Here is a 14,875-nt window from a genome sequence, read left to right as displayed (position 1 = left end):
CACAAAGGCACGAAGCTAAGGATCATGGATACGGACTTACATAATCGTTGATGAGCCGCCTCACGCCATCCTTGAATGTCGGTGCTCCGAAATTCATCAGCAGGCCCAGTGGCAGGTTCATCAACCTGAGGTAGGTTAGAACCTGCTTAGCGTGGACGGCGGCATATCGTTCCGTCGATTTCAGTTCGATCAGCAACATTCCCTCGACGAGAATGTCTGCCCGGAACCCCTCTTCGAATTGCAACCCATTGAACCGGATGGGAATTGGCCGCTGCCGTTCCACCGACAACCCTCGATCTGCCAAGCTCGATGCCAGGCAGACTTCATAAACGGACTCAAGAAGTCCGGGACCGAGCGCTTGATGCAGCTTGAAGCCACAATCGACCGAGATCCGGGCAATGTCTTCCAGCGCGCCGCGCATCCATTACCCTTCTTCGTGCCTTTGTGGCTTCGTGCGAGATCCTCTTACTCGACACGCGGTTCTTTCTCCACCTGCCACGTCTGCCCCTGCGAGAGCAGCTTCTGCAGGTCGGGCGTCTTGCCCTTCGCCGCTTCCGCATTCTGCGTCACGACAGCACTTTCGAAGGTCGGACGCGGATCGTCGAACAACACGCCGAGCGCCATCGGGAACATCCCGAAGGGCATCTCGACCAGCATGTGCGCCAACCCACGGTTGGTCTGGTCGTGCACGATCACGCCAGCCGCCGCCCAGTCACCGTCGACCACGTCGACGACCTTGAGCACCAGCCGCTCCATGTCCATTGCCAGCCCCTTGGTGCCGGCCTCGAACAGCAACGGCTTGCCATGCTCGACCCAGAGCTGGTTCGCGCCCGCGTTCTTCTTCTCGGTGAAGGGCGCGAAGACGTCGTCGTTATAGACGATGCAGTTCTGGAAGATCTCGACGAACCCGGTGCCCTTGTGCGCATGCGCGGCCTTCAGGACGCCGACGAGGTTCTTGTGGATGTCGATCGCGCGCGCGATGAAGCGGCCGCCTGCGCCGAGCGCGAAGGCGCACGGGTTGGCGGGGGTGTCGACCGAGCCGAACGGAGTCGACGGGGTGCGCGTGCCGACGCGCGACGTCGGGGAGTATTGTCCCTTGGTCAGGCCGTAGATCTCGTTGTTGAACAGCAGCACCTGGCAATCGAGATTGCGGCGGATCAGGTGCATCGTGTGGTTGCCGCCGATCGACAGCGCGTCGCCATCACCGGTGATGATCCACACGTCGAGATCGGGGTTGGCGAGCTTGACGCCCGTCGCCACCGCTGGTGCACGACCGTGGATCGTGTGGAAGCCGTAGGTCTCCATGTAATATGGGAAGCGCGACGAGCAGCCGATGCCGCTGACGAACACGGTGTTTTCCGGACGCGCGCCGATTTCGGGCATCGTGCGCTGGACCGCCTTGAGGACGGCATAGTCGCCGCAGCCCGGGCACCAGCGGACTTCCTGATCGGTTTCCCAGTCCTTCGGCGTGGTCTTGGCGATGGGGGTCATGTCGTTCATGCGAAAGGTCCCTTGTCGGACAGGGCGTCAACCGGATCGAGCGACGGCGGCGCGTCGGCATGGCCGTGCAGCGTCCCGTCGTCGTGGCCGGATTCGTCGGTGGTCAGTTGCTGGTTGTCGGCGGGCAGCAGTTCGCCCTCGGGGGGCAGATGCCCGTCGATCGCGTCCTCGATCTCGGAGATGAGGAACGGTTGGCCCGACACCTTGTTGAGCGGCTTGGCATCGACCAGGAACTGGTCGCGGAGCACCGTCTTGAGCTGCCCGGTGTTCATTTCCGGAACGACGATCGTGTCGTAACCCTTTAGCAAGTCACCGAGATTTGCGGGCATCGGCCAGATGTGACGGATGTGGATGTGTGCCACGTCGCGGCCCTTGGCGCGCGCACGGCGGACCGCCTGGTGGATCGGCCCGAAGGTCGAGCCCCAGCCGACGATCGCCAGCTTGCCCGAGGTCTCGCCGAGCTCGACGGTCTGGTCGGGCACCGCGATGTTCGCGACCTTGTCGCGGCGGATCTCGGTCATCTTCTGGTGGTTTTCGGCACCATAATCGATGTTGCCAGTACCAATTGCCTTCTCGATCCCGCCGATGCGGTGGAGAAGGCCGGGCGTGCCGGGCTTGACCCACGGGCGCTTGAGGTTCTCGTCGCGCGCATAGGGCAGGAAGCCACCCTCGGGCACTTCTTCAAGATACTCGACCGGGAACGGCGCATAGGTCGACATGTCGGGGACGAGCCACGGCTCGGCGGCATTGGCGATGTAACCGTCGGTCAGCAGCATTACCGGGGTCATGTACTGGACCGCGATCCGCACCGCCTCGATCGCGACGTCGAAGCAATCCGACGGCGAGCGTGCGGCGAGGACCGGCATGGGCGCATCGCCGTTACGGCCATAGACCGCCTGATACAGATCCGACTGCTCGGTCTTGGTCGGCAGGCCGGTCGAAGGGCCGCCACGCTGCGAATTGACGATGACGAGCGGCAGCTCGGTCATGATCGCAAGCCCCATCGCCTCGCCCTTGAGCGCAATGCCCGGGCCCGACGAGGAGGTGACGCCAAGCTGCCCCGCATAAGAGGCGCCGATCGCCGAGGCGATCGCGGCGATCTCATCCTCCGCCTGGAAGGTGGTTACGCCATATTCCTTGAGGCGCGACAGGAAGTGGAGGATCGCCGACGCGGGCGTGATCGGATAGCCGCCGAAGAACATCGGAACATCGGCAAGCTGGACGCCCGCGACCAGCCCGAGCGAGATCGACTCGGCACCGGTGACGGTGCGGTACAGACCGGGTGCAGTCGGTGCGACACCGATGTGATGCTGCTTCATCGGGCCCGCCAGTTCGGCGGTCTCGCCGTAAGCATGGCCAGCGTTCAAGGCGGCGATGTTGGCTTCCGCCAGCACTGGGGCCTTGGCGAACTTGGTCTTGAGCCAGTCGACGATCGGCGCGCGATCGCGATCGAACATCCAGAGCGCGAGCCCCAGCGTCCACATGTTCTTGCAGCGAAGCGCCTCCTTGTTGCCGAGGCCGAATGGCTTCACCGCATCGAGCGTCAGCTGCGAGATGTTGAAGCTCAGCAGCTGCCACTTGACGAGGCTGCCGTCGGTCAGCGGGTTGGCGGCGTATTTCGCCTTGGCGAGGTTGCGCTCGCCGAACTCGCCTTCGTCCGCGATGATCAGGCCACCGGCCTTCAGCGCAGGCGCGTTCACCTTCAAAGCCGCCGGGTTCATCGCGATCAGCACGTCGGGCGCGTCGCCCGCAGTCTCGATCGCGGTCGAGCCGAAGTTGATCTGGAACGCGGACACACCGAACAGCGTGCCTTGCGGCGCGCGGATTTCGGCGGGGAAATCCGGGAAGGTCGCCAGATCATTGCCCGACAGCGCGGTCGACAGCGTGAACTGCCCCCCGGTCAACTGCATACCGTCACCCGAGTCGCCGGCGAACCGGACGACGACGGACTCTGCGGTGGGGTGGGCGGAGGCTTCTTGGGGGGTAACTTCGTGCGCGGCGGTCGCCATCAGCGTCTTGTCCTACGGGTAATCGTTGTCATGCCCTTATGCCTCGAACGGCGCAGGGCCAAGGTAGTTTCAGTAAAGGGCGGTGCAACCGCTGCTTTCCGGTCACCCGGCCGCGGCGAAGGCCGTGCCGAGCGTCAGGATCGCCCGCACATGCCGTTCGGCAAGCGCGACCGTGTCCGCGCCATAGCCGCCACCAACCGTACTCGCCAGTGGAATGCCCCGATCGATCGCAAGCCGCGCGACAAGTTTCTCGCGCGCGACCAGCCCCTCATCGGTCAGCGCGAGCCGCCCCAGCCGGTCGTTCGCGAGCGGATCGATCCCGGCTTGGTAGAGAATGATCTGCGGTCGAAGCTCGTCGAGCATCGGCACCAGCGTCGACTCGAGCGTCGCGAGATAGGCCGCGTCGCCGGTCGCATCGGGCAGCCCGACATCAAGCGTCGAGCGCGCCTTACGGACCGGGAAGTTCTTCTCGGCGTGAATCGAGTAGGTCGCGATCTGGGGATAGCCGGCGGTGAGTGCAGCGGTACCGTCGCCCTGATGGACGTCGCAATCAACCACCAGCACACGCAGGCCGTCTTCTTCCGCGAACCGCACCGCCGCGATCGCGAGATCGTTGAAGACGCAATAGCCGGCCCCCGTTGCCGCGAGCGCATGATGGCTGCCGCCCGCGGTATTGGCGGCGAACCCGCGTTCCAGCGCAATCTTTCCGGCAAGCCACGTGCCGCCGGGCACCACCGCCGCGCGCGCGGCAACCGACTCGGTCACTGCGAAGCCGATCCTTCGCTCCTTCTCGCGGGGCACGCGGGCACCGAGCACCTCTGCGACATAGTCGGCATCATGCACCGCCTCGAGCCAGTATAGCGGCATCGCGTCGGGCACATACCACGCGACCCCCGCGCCTTCCGCCTCGAGGCGGTTGCGGATCGCCGCGTTCTTGCTGAGCTGGCTGGGATTGTTTGCCAGTCCGGTAGCGACATAGGCGGGGTGATGGACGACCGGGATCATCCTGCCTAGGTAGGCATGAGACTGGCAGAGACCAATGGAGAGCGCCGCATGAACGATAGCAGCACCCCGCCCCAAACCCCTTCCCCTTATGTTCGCCCCGATGTCGCGGGCTTCCTGGCGTTCCTCAACAACCTCCCCGGCCCCCGCACGCACGAGATGGAGCCGCCAGCGGCACGTGCGACCTACAAGGCGATGAAGGACGTCGCGGACCCGCCGGTCGGCGAACTGGGGACGATGCGGGATATCGCGATTCCCGGTCCCGCCGGGGCGATCCCGGCGCGGTTGTTCGACGTGCAGGAAAGCCGCCTGCCCGGCCCGCTGGTGATGTTCTACCACGGCGGCGGGTTCGTGATTGGCGATCTCGACACCCACGCCAGCTTCTGCGCCGAGGTGTCGCGTACGCTCGATCTGCCCGTGCTCGCGGTCGATTATCGGCTGGCGCCCGAGGCACCGTGGCCCGCCGCGCCGGACGATTGCGAAGCCGCAGCCCGCTGGGCGGCGGGATCGCCCGCAGAGCTCGGACGGAGCGTGACCGCGCTGATCCCGTGCGGCGACAGCGCGGGCGGTAACCTGGCGATCGTCGTGACCGCCGCCCTGCGCGACGCGCCTGCCGCCGTGCCGGTGATCGCGCACCTGCCCTTTTACCCCGCAACCGACACGACGCAGGAATATCCGTCTTATTCGGCCTTTGCCGAGGGATATCTGCTGACGCGGGCGAGCATGGACTGGTTCAACGCCGCCTATCAGGCCGAGGCCGAGCATGTCCGCACCTCCCCGCTCAAAGGCGATCTGCGCGGCATGCCCCCCGCCGTCATCGTCACCGCCAGCCTCGATCCGATCCGCGACCAGGGTCGCGCCTATGCCGCGGCTCTGGCGGAGGCCGGGGTTGCGGTGGTGTTCCGCGAGGCCGTCGGGAACATCCACGGCTTCATCACGCTGCGAAAGGCGATCCCGTCGTCGGTCGGTGACGTCGCAGGCGCGTTGACCGCCGCAAAGGCGATCATCGCCGAGGCCGAAGCCCAGCGCGTGATGGAGCAAGCCGCATGACCGACCCAAGGACACTTCCCTATCGCCCGTGTGCCGGGCTGATGATCCTCAATGCGGAGGGCAAGGTGTTCGTCGGCCAGCGGATCGATACCGAGGTCGAGGCGTGGCAGATGCCGCAGGGTGGGATCGACGACGGCGAGGATCCGGAAACGGCAGCCCTGCGCGAGTTGCGCGAGGAGACCGGGATCACCGCGGACAAGGTCGACCTGATCGCGGTGTCGCCCGAAGAGCTGTTCTACGACCTGCCGGACGAGCTCGTCGGGCGCGTGTGGAAAGGCAAGTGGCGCGGCCAGCGACAGACGTGGTTTCTGTATCGCTTCAATGGCTTAGATAGCGACATCGACATCGCGACCGAGCATGAGGAATTCAAGGAATGGATGTGGGTGGACCCGGCGACGCTTCCCGAGATCATCGTCGCATTCAAGGCACCGCTGTATCGGCAAGTCCTTGAGGCGTTTGCCGACCATCTCGGTTGAAAGCAATCTTCCGCGCAAGGATGCATCACTTCGGGATGACCCTGGGGTGATGCGTTGCGGAAGCTCGACCACGACCACCTTCTTGCCGGGGCCGCAGATCGTTTCGTTTGCAACGGGCTGGAGCCGAGCGAGATGAAACGCTAGGCTGCTCGGATGAGGGGATTAAACGAACACGAAATCGCGGCGATCGCGGTCGCGCGCGCGCAGCCGATGCTGCAGCAGGTCGAGCAATGGTCGGCGGTCAATTCGGGTACGCGCAACCTTGGCGGGCTGGCCCAGGTTGCGGAAATGCTCCTTGCGGCATTCGGTGAGCTTCCCGGAAAAGTCACGCTCGTTGAGGGAGATACTGCCGAGAGCGTAGGCTCGGATGGAAGTGTCGCGGTGCTTGATCATGGCCGGCACCTGCATCTTCGTGTCCGGCCTGACGCGCCCGTCCAGCTGTTGCTGACGGGGCATATGGACACGGTCTATCCGGTCGATCACGCGTTCCAGTCGCTGACGATGCGGGACGACGGGAGCCTCAACGGGCCAGGCGTCGCGGACATGAAGGGCGGGCTCGCGGTGATGCTCGCAGCGCTGATCGCGGTCGAAAGCAGCCCGCTTGCGGCACGGATCGGCTATGACGTCGTCATCAATTCCGATGAGGAGACCGGCTCCTTCTCGTCCTCCGCACTGATCCGGCACTGCGCGCAGGGGAAGATCGCCGCGCTCACGTATGAACCCGCGCTTCCCGACGGCACGCTGGCTGGCGCGCGCGGGGGGACGGGCAATTTCTCGATCGTCGTCACCGGGCGTAGCGCACATGCGGGCCGGAATCCCGAGGAGGGCCGAAATGCGATCGTCGCGGCGGCGGACCTTGCTGTGCGGCTCCATGCGGCGCGGGGTGCTGGCCTCGCGGTCAACCCGGCGCGGATCGAAGGCGGTGGCCCGAACAACGTCATTCCCGACCACGCCGTGCTGCGGCTCAACTTCCGCCCCGCCGATCACGCCGCGATCGCGCGCGCGCAAGCGTTGCTCGACACCACGATCGCCGCGGTCGCGGCGCATCACGACGTCACGATCGGGCTCCACGGCAGCTTCAACCGCCCGCCAAAACCGATCGACGAAGGTGCCGCAAAGCTGTTCGATCTGGTCAAGGCCTGCGGCGCCGACCTCGGCCTCAACATCGGCTGGCGCGCCACCGGGGGCGTGTGCGACGGCAACACGATCGCGGCGTGCGGCATTCCCGTCGTGGACACGATGGGTGCGCGCGGCGGCGCGATCCATTCGCCCGACGAGTATCTGATCGTCGACTCCCTTCCCGAACGTGCGGCGCTGTCCGCGCTCACCATCTTGCGTATCGCCGAAAAGGGCCAGTTGTGACCTACCGTATCCGCGCCGCGCGCGACGCCGACCTCAAGCCCCTGTACGAAATGGCAAAGCTCACAGGCGGCGGTTTCACCAACCTTCCGCCGGATCGCACCGCGCTTGCCACCAAGCTCGAGCGGAGCGCTGCGGCGTTCGCACGGGATGACAATGCCAAGGCAGACGACCTCTTTGTGCTGGTGCTGGAGAATACCGAGACCGGCGAGGTGCGGGGCACCTGCCAGATCTTCACGCATGTTGGGCAAAGCTACCCCTTCTACAGCTACCGGCTGGGCACGCTGACCCAGCATTCCAAGGAACTCAACCGCACCTTCCGGGCGGATATGCTTGGGCTGACCACCGACCTTGAGGGCTGCAGCGAAGTCGGCGGGTTGTTCCTTCACCCAGGCGAACGTGCGGGAGGCCTTGGGCTGCTGCTCGCGCGGAGCCGCTATCTGTTCATCGCCAAGCACCGCCAGCGATTTGCCGACCGGGTGCTCGCCGAACTCCGCGGGATTATCGACGAGGCAGGCGGATCGCCGTTCTGGGACGGGCTTGCCGGACGCTTCTTCGGGATGAACTTCCAGGATGCCGACCAGTTCAATGCGGTCCAGGGGCATCAGTTCATCGCGGACCTGTTTCCCAAGCATCCGATCTACACCGCGATGCTGCCCGAGACCGCGCGCGCGGTTATCGGATTGCCGCATCCCTCCGGCCGCGCGGCGATGAGAATGCTGGAAAACGAAGGGTTTGCGTATGAGAATTACGTCGACATCTTCGATGGCGGCCCGACCATGGTTGCGCGGACGGATTCGGTCCGCACGATCCGCGACGTCCGGTCCGCCAACGTCGTCGCGCTGGATTTCGATGGCGGCGATCCGTCGCTGATCGCCAGCGGTCGGCTGTCGGAGTTTCGGTGCGTCTATGGAGATGTCCGGCCGTGTACCGGTGGCGTGGTGATATCCCCCAAATCCGCGCGCGCGCTCGAGATCGCCGAGGATACCACTGTCTGCCATGTCGCGAGAGTGTGATGACGACCGAAATCAACTTCGACGGGATCATCGGCCCGAGCCACAACTATGCGGGGCTGAGCCACGGCAATCTCGCGGCGACCCAGAATGCGGGCACGCCCTCCTTTCCGCGCCGCGCCGCGCTGGAGGGGATCGACAAGATGCGCACTGCTTTGTCGCTCGGTCTGGTGCAGGGAATCCTGTTGCCGCACGACCGCCCCGACGATCGCTGGCTCGCGTCTTTGGCCACGACCTATGCCGATGCACCGCCGATCCTGCGCGCTCAGGCGATGTCCGCGTCGGCGATGTGGGCGGCCAATGCCGCAACGGTCTCCCCCGCCGCGGATAGCGCGGACGGGCGGTGCCACTTTACCCCCGCCAATCTCGTCACCATGCCGCATCGCAGCCACGAAGCCGCGCAGACCGCGCGCCAGCTCGCGCTCGCGTTTGCGGACCCTGCGTGCTTCGTACATCATGCGCCGATCCCTGCGCCGTTCGGCGATGAGGGTGCTGCGAACCATATGCGTCTGGCGCCTGCGCATGGCGAAGCGGGTGTCGAACTGTTCGTCTATGGCATCACAGGTGGCGCCTTCCCCGCGCGCCAGTCGCGCGACGCCAGCGCGGCAATCGCGCGCGCGCACCGCCTCGACCCTGCGCGGACGGTGTTCATCGAACAATCGCCCGAGGCGATCGCGGCGGGCGCATTCCACAACGATGTCGTCGCGGTCGCCAACGAACGCGTACTGTTCGTCCACGAACAGGCGTTCGCCGATCCCGCCACCGCCTATGCCGCGATCAGGGCAGCGGCGCCGTTCGTCGAGATCGTCGAGGTTCCCGCGAACCGGGTATCGCTGGCTCAGGCGGTGAAGTCCTATCTGTTCAACGCGCAGCTCGTCACGCCAGCGGACGGACGGATGACCCTGATCGTCCCCGCCGAAGCATCCGGCGATCCGGCGGTCGCGGCGTACCTGACCGCGATGACCGAGAGCAACGGCCCGATCCGCGCGTTCAGGACGGTCGACGTGCGGCAATCGATGGCGAACGGCGGCGGGCCAGCCTGTCTGCGGCTCCGCGTCGTTGCGGATCCGGCCACGATCGATCCGCGTTTTCTCGTCGATGCGGCAAAGCTCGACCGCATCTCCGCGATCATCGCAGACTATTGGCCCGAAACGATCGTGCCGTCGCAGATCCTCGGCGAGGCACCCGATCTCGCACTGGTGAGCACGATCCGTGCGGCACGAAACGCCTTGCTGGCATCCCTGGATCTGAGCGTCCTCGCCTGACGGATCGGCGCACTATCGTCGCGTTAGCTTACGATTAACCACGGCCGTTAAGGTGAACCGACCGCAATCCGCGATTGGCTCGGTTGTTGCTGATATGGTTGCATGTGGAGCAAATTCGCCAGCCTGTTCGTCATCAAGAACAAATTTGAAGCCTTTGGGGTGATCTACGCCCTGGCGGTCGGCGCCGTCGAGCGCGGGGCGCATTATCTCGAGCAATATCCCGGTTTCGGCGGCTGGCTTCTGTTTGCGGTCTGCCCGATCGCGGTCTTCATGGCCGGCGCGCGGATATTGGATTCGGTCGAGCTCGATCACGGCTGACATCCGCCACGCCGGCATCGACCGCACGGTCGATCTCGGCGATCGCGGGGGACTTGAGCGCGAACTTGCGCGCGAAATGCTGGCCCGAGGCGAGGATCGCGGGCACGTGGTCGACCTCCACCGCCACCGGATGCGCGCCGCCGCCATTCCACTCGGCATAGCGCTTGTTGTCGAGGCAGATCCGTAAGCCGGGCGTGTTGGCGAGGATCGTCTGGTAATAGCATTCGTCCGCCTGCGCACGGCGGACCAGATGCTTGCGCAGCGCCTGCGCCCGGTCATCGTCCTTCAGCAACGTGGCCGCCGCGCGACGATTGGCGGTGAACCAATGGTCTCCATAGTAGGCTGAAAAGCCTGGCCCGAATGGCCCCGGCGCGGCGAACGGCAGCGGGAAAGTCACGCGCCCAAGCCGCCAGTGCGGCTTGTTCTTGACGACCGGCACCCATAATTGTGCCCCGACGTAGAACCGCCATTTGAGTTGGATATTGCTCGGCAGGACGAAGTGATCGAGCTTGGGATTGGGCGCACCGCCGAAGGTCGCGGCGCCGGGCGCCTGCCCGCGCACGGGCCGCGCATCGAGATAGGCGTCGAACGGCGCCGATTCGAGTTCGGCCAGCACCGCCTCGGCGGAGCGCACCGGATAGTCGGTCGCGCTCAGCAGCACGAACCAGTCGGGGTCGGCGGTCTCGACCAGCAGCCGCAGCGCCGCCAGCCCCGCCGTCACGACCGACAGTTTTCCCCAGCCCGTCGCGACCGACGGCTTCACAAAACGGACGTTGTCCGCGAACGCCGCTGTGTCGATGCGGGATTGCGAAAAGTCGTGGTGGCAGGCGATCGGCGGCTTGCCGTACAGGTCGTCGAGCCGCGCGACGAGCCGCGCCAGCAACGCCTGATCCCCATGCGACAGGATCACGAAACCGATGCGATTGGACGCACTGCGCCCTGCGCGTGGCGCGATACTTGGAATAATATCCATCAATACTCTACGCTACGCTACTGGGAACACGACGGATCATCGCTACCTGTCGGGCGCGTACGGCGCAAGCGACTCGCGGCACGGCGGTGTCCCACAACGGCAGGCCAAGGTGCCGTCAGCTTTCTTAGCCAACAGTAGAAGTTGGTCGCCTTGTCCCGAATGTGCCTTATTCAGGCCAACCATGACCGTCTCGCTTACTCACTTGCAGCGCCTTGAGGCCGAAAGCATCCACATCCTGCGCGAAGTCGTCGCCGAGACCGAACGGCCGGTGATGCTGTATTCGGTAGGCAAGGATTCGGCGGTGATGCTGCACCTCGCCAAGAAGGCGTTCTTTCCCGGCACGCCGCCCTTCCCGCTGCTCCATGTCGACACGACGTGGAAATTCCGCGCGATGTACGACCTGCGCGACCGTGCCGCCGCCGACGCCGGAATGGAGCTGATCGTCCACAAGAACCCCGACGCCGAGGCGCAGGGGATCAATCCGTTCGATCATGGCAGCCTCCACACCGATCTGTGGAAGACCGAGGGGCTCAAGCAGGCGCTCACCGCGGGCGGCTATGATGCGGCGTTCGGCGGCGCGCGGCGCGATGAGGAGAAGAGCCGCGCGAAGGAGCGGATCTTCAGTTTCCGCAACGCCCATCAACGCTGGGACCCGAAGGCGCAGCGGCCCGAACTGTGGCGGCTCTACAATGCGCGCAAGGCGCGGGGCGAGAGCATGCGCGTCTTCCCGCTGTCCAACTGGACCGAGCTCGACATCTGGCAATATATTCTGGCCGAGCAGATCGAGATCGTGCCCTTGTACCTCGCCGCGCCGCGCCCGACGGTGGAGCGCGACGGAATGCTGTTGATGGTCGATGACGACCGCTTCCGGCTCGCCCCCGGCGAAGTCCCGGTCGAACGTTCGATCCGCTTCCGCACGCTGGGTTGCTATCCCTTGACCGGCGCGGTCGAGAGCGAGGCGACCGACCTGTCACAAGTCATCCAGGAAATGCTGCTGACCACGACGAGCGAACGCCAGGGCCGCGCGATCGACCACGACCAGAGCGCGAGCATGGAAAAGAAGAAGGCGGAGGGGTATTTCTGATGAGTGGCACCACATTTTCTCCCTCTCCCCTCCGGGGAGAGGGTCGGGGAGAGGGGCTGCCAATGGCGACACCGCTCGATACTGCCCCTCTCCCCGGCCCTCTCCCCGCAAGCGGGGAGAGGGAGTATCGGCCCGACGCCCTCATCGCGGAAGACATCGACGCCTATCTCCTCCAGCACCAAAACAAGTCGCTGCTCCGCTTCATCACCTGCGGGTCGGTCGATGACGGCAAGTCGACACTGATCGGCCGCCTGCTCTACGACACCCACGCGATCTTCGCGGATCAGCTTTCCGCGCTCGAGGCGGACAGCAAGCGAGTCGGCACGCAGGGGCAGAACATCGATTTCGCGCTGCTGGTCGACGGCCTTGCGGCCGAACGCGAGCAGGGCATCACGATCGACGTCGCGTACCGCTTCTTCTCGACCGCGCGGCGCAAGTTCATCGTCGCGGACACGCCCGGCCACGAACAATATACCCGCAACATGGTGACGGGCGCTTCGACCGCGGACGCCGCGGTGATCCTCATCGATGCGCGCAAGGGCGTGCTGACCCAGACCCGCCGCCACAGCTTCCTCGTCCACCTGCTCAAGCTGCGCCACGTCGTGCTCGCAGTGAACAAGATGGACCTCGTCGGCTACGATCAGGCGGTGTTCGACCGGATCGTCGCCGACTATCGCGCCTTTGCGGACTCGATCGGCATCGCGGACTTCACCGCCATCCCGATCTCAGGTCTCGGGGGCGACAATATCGCCGCGGGATCGGACACGATGCCATGGTATGCCGGGCCGACGCTGATCGAGCATCTCGAGACCGTCGATATCGGCACCGACGCCGCGCAGCAGCGCGCGTTCCGGCTGCCAGTGCAATGGGTCAACCGCCCGAGCCTCGACTTCCGTGGCTTCTCGGGGCTGATCGCGAGCGGGGCCGTCCGCCCCGGCGATCCCGTCCGCATCTTGCCGAGCGGTCGCACCTCGCGGGTCGCGCGAATCGTGACGATGGACGGCGACCTGCCCCAAGCGGTCGCGGGCCAGTCGGTCACGCTGACGCTCGAAGACGAGATCGATTGTTCGCGCGGCGACGTTCTCGCCACCGCCGATTCACCGCCGCAAGTCGCCGACCAGTTCCAGGCAACGGTTGTGTGGCTCGGCGAAACCGCGTTGCTGCCCGGACGTAGCTACTGGCTCAAGCTCGGCACGCAGACCGTCGGCGCGACGGTGCAAGAGCCGCGCCACGCGATCGACGTCAACACGATGGCCGAACTCTCGGTCAAGACGCTCGGCCTCAACGACATCGGGGTGGCGGAAGTCTATACCGATCGCCCGCTGGTGTTCGAGCCGTTCGAGGACGGCGCGGACCTGGGTGGATTCATCCTGATCGACCGCACCACCAACGCGACCGTCGCTGCCGGGCTGCTGAGCTTCTCGCTGCGCCGCGCGCAGAACGTCCACTGGCAGGCGATCGACATCACGCGCGAAGCACATGCGCAACAGAAGGGGCAGACCCCTCGCCTGCTGTGGTTCACTGGCCTGTCGGGGTCGGGCAAGTCGACGATCGCCAATCTGGTCGAGAAGAAGCTGTTCGCGCTCGGCCGCCACAGCTTCCTGCTCGACGGCGACAATGTGCGTCACGGGCTTAACAAGGACCTGGGCTTCACCGATGCCGACCGGGTCGAGAATATCCGGCGGATCGGCGAGGTCGCGCGGTTGATGACCGACGCCGGGCTGATCGTGCTGACCGCGTTCATCTCGCCGTTCCGCGCCGAGCGCGACATGGTGCGGGCGATGCTTCCGGGCGAATTCGTCGAGATCTTCGTGGACACCCCGCTGGCGGAAGCCGAGGCACGCGACGTCAAGGGGCTCTACGCCAAGGCGCGCAGCGGCGAGATCGCCAACTTCACCGGCATCAGTAGCCCATATGAGGCGCCAGAGCGTCCCGACATCCGGATCGACACCACCCGCGAAAGCCCCGAAGCTGCGGCCGAGCGAATTGTCGAACATATCCTTGGTGTGTGGAGCCCCGATCTTTGAGCCACCTCGATCAGACAGATGCGCAGGTCGCGAGGAGCGTCGCGCTGGCGGCGGCGGCATTGTTGCGCGATCTGTGCGTGGCCGGGGCGTGCGCGGATGCGGATCTCGGTCCGCGTGGCGATGCCGAGGCGAATGTCCTGATCCTCGACCTGCTACGCCAGGCACGCCCCGACGACTTCATCCTTTCCGAAGAATCCGCAGATGACGGGCTTCGCTGCGCGGAACGGCGGGTGTGGGTCGTCGATCCGCTCGACGGCACGCGCGAATTCCGCGAGCGGCGTGACGACTGGGCAGTGCATATCGGGCTCTCGATCGACAGCGTGCCCGCGGTCGGGGCGGTCGCACTCCCCGCAGCGGAGCGGGTCTTCGCCTCCGACGATGCGCCGCCGCAATGGGACGCCGCCCCGGCGCGCCCCAGGATGGTCGTCAGCCGCACGCGCGCGCACCCGATCGTCACCGCAGTCGCCGTGGCGATTGGCGCCGAACTGATCCCGATGGGGTCGGCCGGGGCGAAGGCAATGGCGGTGGTCGACGGCCGCGCTGAAATCTACCTTCACGCGGGCGGACAGTATGAATGGGACAATTGCGCCCCCGTCGCGGTCGCACGCGCCGCCGGGCTGCATACGTCGCGGATCGACGGGAGCGATCTCGTCTATAATTGCCGCGATCCGTTGCTGCCCGACGTGCTGATCTGCCGTCCCGAATATGCCGAGCGGGTGTTGGCTGAGGTTGCCAAGGCAAGCGTGTAAGCCGCCGTCTGCGGCACAGATTAAGCGGGCAGTGCTCCTGCGAAGGCAGG

At 65.5% G+C, this 14,875-nt stretch carries 14 protein-coding genes; 9 read left to right on the top strand and 5 right to left on the bottom strand.

Features of this window, described 5'->3' with window-relative positions:
* Window positions 1-22: 22 nt before the first annotated feature.
* The 4 genes from ABIC17_RS07905 to ABIC17_RS07890 form a co-directional block, all read right to left on the bottom strand.
* Window positions 23-421 (bottom strand): GxxExxY protein, encoded by a 399-nt coding sequence (locus tag ABIC17_RS07905; RefSeq protein ID WP_354280730.1) that lies wholly within the window; start codon window positions 419-421, stop codon window positions 23-25.
* Between the two features lie 44 nt (window positions 422-465).
* Window positions 466-1,500 carry a 2-oxoacid:ferredoxin oxidoreductase subunit beta gene (locus ABIC17_RS07900; RefSeq protein WP_354280728.1) on the bottom strand — a complete coding sequence of 345 codons (1,035 nt, stop codon included), beginning with the start codon at window positions 1,498-1,500 and terminating at the stop codon, window positions 466-468.
* Window positions 1,497-3,509, bottom strand: coding sequence for a 2-oxoacid:acceptor oxidoreductase subunit alpha (locus tag ABIC17_RS07895; protein ID WP_354280726.1), 2,013 nt, complete (start codon window positions 3,507-3,509; stop codon window positions 1,497-1,499). Before ABIC17_RS07895 ends, ABIC17_RS07900 begins: the two co-directional genes overlap by 4 nt.
* Window positions 3,510-3,611: 102 nt before the next feature.
* Window positions 3,612-4,514 carry a histone deacetylase family protein gene (locus ABIC17_RS07890; RefSeq protein WP_354280724.1) on the bottom strand — a complete coding sequence of 301 codons (903 nt, stop codon included), beginning with the start codon at window positions 4,512-4,514 and terminating at the stop codon, window positions 3,612-3,614.
* Between the two features lie 48 nt (window positions 4,515-4,562).
* Here ABIC17_RS07890 and ABIC17_RS07885 point away from each other — a divergent pair, with 48 nt between their 5' ends.
* The 6 genes from ABIC17_RS07885 (at window position 4,563) to ABIC17_RS07860 (ending at window position 9,992) form a co-directional block, all read left to right on the top strand.
* Window positions 4,563-5,561, top strand: coding sequence for an alpha/beta hydrolase (locus tag ABIC17_RS07885; RefSeq protein WP_354280722.1), 999 nt, complete (start codon window positions 4,563-4,565; stop codon window positions 5,559-5,561).
* Window positions 5,558-6,037, top strand: coding sequence for an RNA pyrophosphohydrolase (locus tag ABIC17_RS07880; protein WP_354280720.1), 480 nt, complete (start codon window positions 5,558-5,560; stop codon window positions 6,035-6,037). The genes ABIC17_RS07885 and ABIC17_RS07880 overlap by 4 nt, the downstream gene beginning before the upstream one ends.
* A gap of 153 nt (window positions 6,038-6,190) precedes the next feature.
* Complete coding sequence (locus tag ABIC17_RS07875) at window positions 6,191-7,399, top strand: hydrolase (RefSeq protein WP_354280718.1); 1,209 nt, start codon at window positions 6,191-6,193, stop codon at window positions 7,397-7,399.
* On the top strand, window positions 7,396-8,412 hold the full coding sequence (locus ABIC17_RS07870; RefSeq protein ID WP_354280716.1) for an arginine N-succinyltransferase: 1,017 nt from the start codon (window positions 7,396-7,398) through the stop codon (window positions 8,410-8,412). The genes ABIC17_RS07875 and ABIC17_RS07870 overlap by 4 nt, the downstream gene beginning before the upstream one ends.
* Window positions 8,412-9,674: an N-succinylarginine dihydrolase gene (locus tag ABIC17_RS07865; RefSeq protein ID WP_354280714.1), complete on the top strand. Its 1,263-nt coding sequence runs from the start codon at window positions 8,412-8,414 to the stop codon at window positions 9,672-9,674. The genes ABIC17_RS07870 and ABIC17_RS07865 overlap by 1 nt, the downstream gene beginning before the upstream one ends.
* 102 nt (window positions 9,675-9,776) lie before the next feature.
* Window positions 9,777-9,992 (top strand): hypothetical protein, encoded by a 216-nt coding sequence (locus ABIC17_RS07860; RefSeq protein ID WP_354280712.1) that lies wholly within the window; start codon window positions 9,777-9,779, stop codon window positions 9,990-9,992.
* Here ABIC17_RS07860 and ABIC17_RS07855 read toward each other — a convergent pair.
* The gene (locus ABIC17_RS07855; protein WP_354280710.1) at window positions 9,943-10,965 is read right to left on the bottom strand and encodes a beta-1,6-N-acetylglucosaminyltransferase; all 1,023 of its coding nucleotides are present in this window, start codon (window positions 10,963-10,965) and stop codon (window positions 9,943-9,945) included. The two genes, ABIC17_RS07860 and ABIC17_RS07855, sit on opposite strands and share 50 nt — an antisense overlap.
* A gap of 181 nt (window positions 10,966-11,146) precedes the next feature.
* On the opposite strand from ABIC17_RS07855, the gene cysD reads away from it, so the two are divergent.
* The 3 genes from cysD to ABIC17_RS07840 all read left to right on the top strand — a co-directional run bounded on the left by cysD (window position 11,147) and on the right by ABIC17_RS07840 (window position 14,825).
* Window positions 11,147-12,049, top strand: coding sequence for a sulfate adenylyltransferase subunit CysD (gene cysD / locus ABIC17_RS07850; RefSeq protein ID WP_354280708.1), 903 nt, complete (start codon window positions 11,147-11,149; stop codon window positions 12,047-12,049).
* A gap of 62 nt (window positions 12,050-12,111) precedes the next feature.
* A complete protein-coding gene (cysN, locus tag ABIC17_RS07845; RefSeq protein ID WP_354280706.1) occupies window positions 12,112-14,076 on the top strand; it encodes a sulfate adenylyltransferase subunit CysN in 1,965 nt (654 codons plus the stop codon).
* A complete protein-coding gene (locus ABIC17_RS07840) occupies window positions 14,073-14,825 on the top strand; it encodes a 3'(2'),5'-bisphosphate nucleotidase CysQ (protein ID WP_354280704.1) in 753 nt (250 codons plus the stop codon). Before cysN ends, ABIC17_RS07840 begins: the two co-directional genes overlap by 4 nt.
* Window positions 14,826-14,875: the final 50 nt, after the last annotated feature.

Origin of the sequence: Sphingomonas sp. PvP056 (assembly GCF_040549155.1) — a bacterium.
Classification (GTDB): domain Bacteria; phylum Pseudomonadota; class Alphaproteobacteria; order Sphingomonadales; family Sphingomonadaceae; genus Sphingomonas.
This window is presented reverse-complemented; position numbering and strand designations above follow the sequence as displayed.